2 protein-coding genes are annotated in these 1466 nt (G+C 33.1%); both read right to left on the reverse strand.

Annotated features, from left to right (window positions below; genetic code table 11):
• Nucleotides 1-77: 77 nt before the first annotated feature.
• The gene (locus EZH24_RS11765) at nt 78-848 is read right to left on the reverse strand and encodes an amino acid ABC transporter ATP-binding protein (RefSeq protein ID WP_137999270.1); all 771 of its coding nucleotides are present in this window, start codon (nt 846-848) and stop codon (nt 78-80) included.
• The gene (locus tag EZH24_RS11770; RefSeq protein ID WP_137999271.1) at nt 832-1464 is read right to left on the reverse strand and encodes an amino acid ABC transporter permease; all 633 of its coding nucleotides are present in this window, start codon (nt 1462-1464) and stop codon (nt 832-834) included. The genes EZH24_RS11765 and EZH24_RS11770 overlap by 17 nt, the downstream gene beginning before the upstream one ends.
• Nucleotides 1465-1466: the final 2 nt, after the last annotated feature.

Below are 1466 nucleotides of genomic sequence, written 5' to 3' on the forward strand. Positions count from 1 at the left end.
TCTTAAAAAAATTTATTTATTTTTATATAATTCTATAAAAATATCGACTTATAAAACAGAAACTTTAATTTATAAGCCTATTTATGATAAATTTTATTCAAAAAATCGATTATTCTTTCGTTTTTTTGATTATTAAAAAAATCTTCAGAGCCGTCCATCGCTATAATTTTCCCGCCGTCCATAAAAGCTATATTCGTTGAAAGTTCCCGCACAAAACTAATTTCATGACTCACCACTATCATAGTCATTTTTTCTTTTGCAAGTTCTTTCAAAACGGATAAAACCTCGCCTATAAGCTCTGGGTCAAGCGCCGAAGTTGGTTCATCGCATAAAAGTATCGCTGGTTTCATGGCAAGCGCTCTCGCAATGGCTACTCTCTGTTTTTGTCCGCCCGAGAGTTCGTTTGGATAGCTTTCGCTTTTGTCTTTAAGCCCTACTCTATCCAAAAGTTTTAACGCCTCTTCAATCGCTTCTTCTCTATTAATTTTTTTTACTATAATCGGAGCTTCAATAATATTTTCCAAAGCCGTTTTATGAGGAAATAAATTGAAATGCTGAAATATCATTCCCATTTTTTCCTTTCGTTTCATCATATCGGCATGCGAAATAATATTTTTTTTATCTTCCGTTTTTGAAAATAAAATTTCTCCGTCTATATAAACTTCTCCGTAATCGGGAGATTCTATTTGTATAATATTTCTAAGCAAAGAACTTTTTCCCGCTCCCGAAGGTCCTATAATCGAAAGTATATCTCCTTTATGAATATCGAATGAAACTCCGTTTATCGCGGGAATATTTTTATAAGATTTTTTTAAGTCGACTACTTTTAAATTAATTTCTGATAACATATTTTCTCTCCAACTTTCTAAAAATAAGAACCAAAACCGAAGTGAAAGCCAAATATATTATTCCCGCTATAACGAAAGGAAGAAGTTTAAAATCTCTCGTTAATATTTCCCTCGCATGAAGCATCAAATCTCCTATTCCCAAAACTATAACAAGCGCCGTATCCTTCACCAAATTAATAGCTTCGTTTGATAAAGGAGGCAAAACTCTTCTAACGGCTTGAGGCAAAATTATTCTCGTCATAATCTGTCTACGATTCAAATTAAGAACATAAGCCGCTTCAAATTGTCCTTTTTCTATACTCTCGATGCCCGCTCTGAATATTTCCATAAGATAAGCGGAATAATTTAAAATAAAAGTTATAGCCGCCGAAGTAAAAGCTGGAAAAGCGACAATATTATTCGTCATTAAGGGAAGTCCGTAATAAAAGAAAATGAGTTGCAATATTAAAGGCGTCCCTCTGAATATCCAAGCGTATATGTCGAAAATATATCTTATAAATTTTGGAGCGCCAAATTGTAACGCGGCAAAAAGCATAGACAAAGGCATTGAAAATAAAGCCGTTACAAAATAAAGGCTTAAAGTTGTGTATGTTCTTAATTTGAATCGTAGACAGATTA

This window comes from Brachyspira catarrhinii, assembly GCF_005518285.1.
GTDB lineage: Bacteria > Spirochaetota > Brachyspiria > Brachyspirales > Brachyspiraceae > Brachyspira > Brachyspira catarrhinii.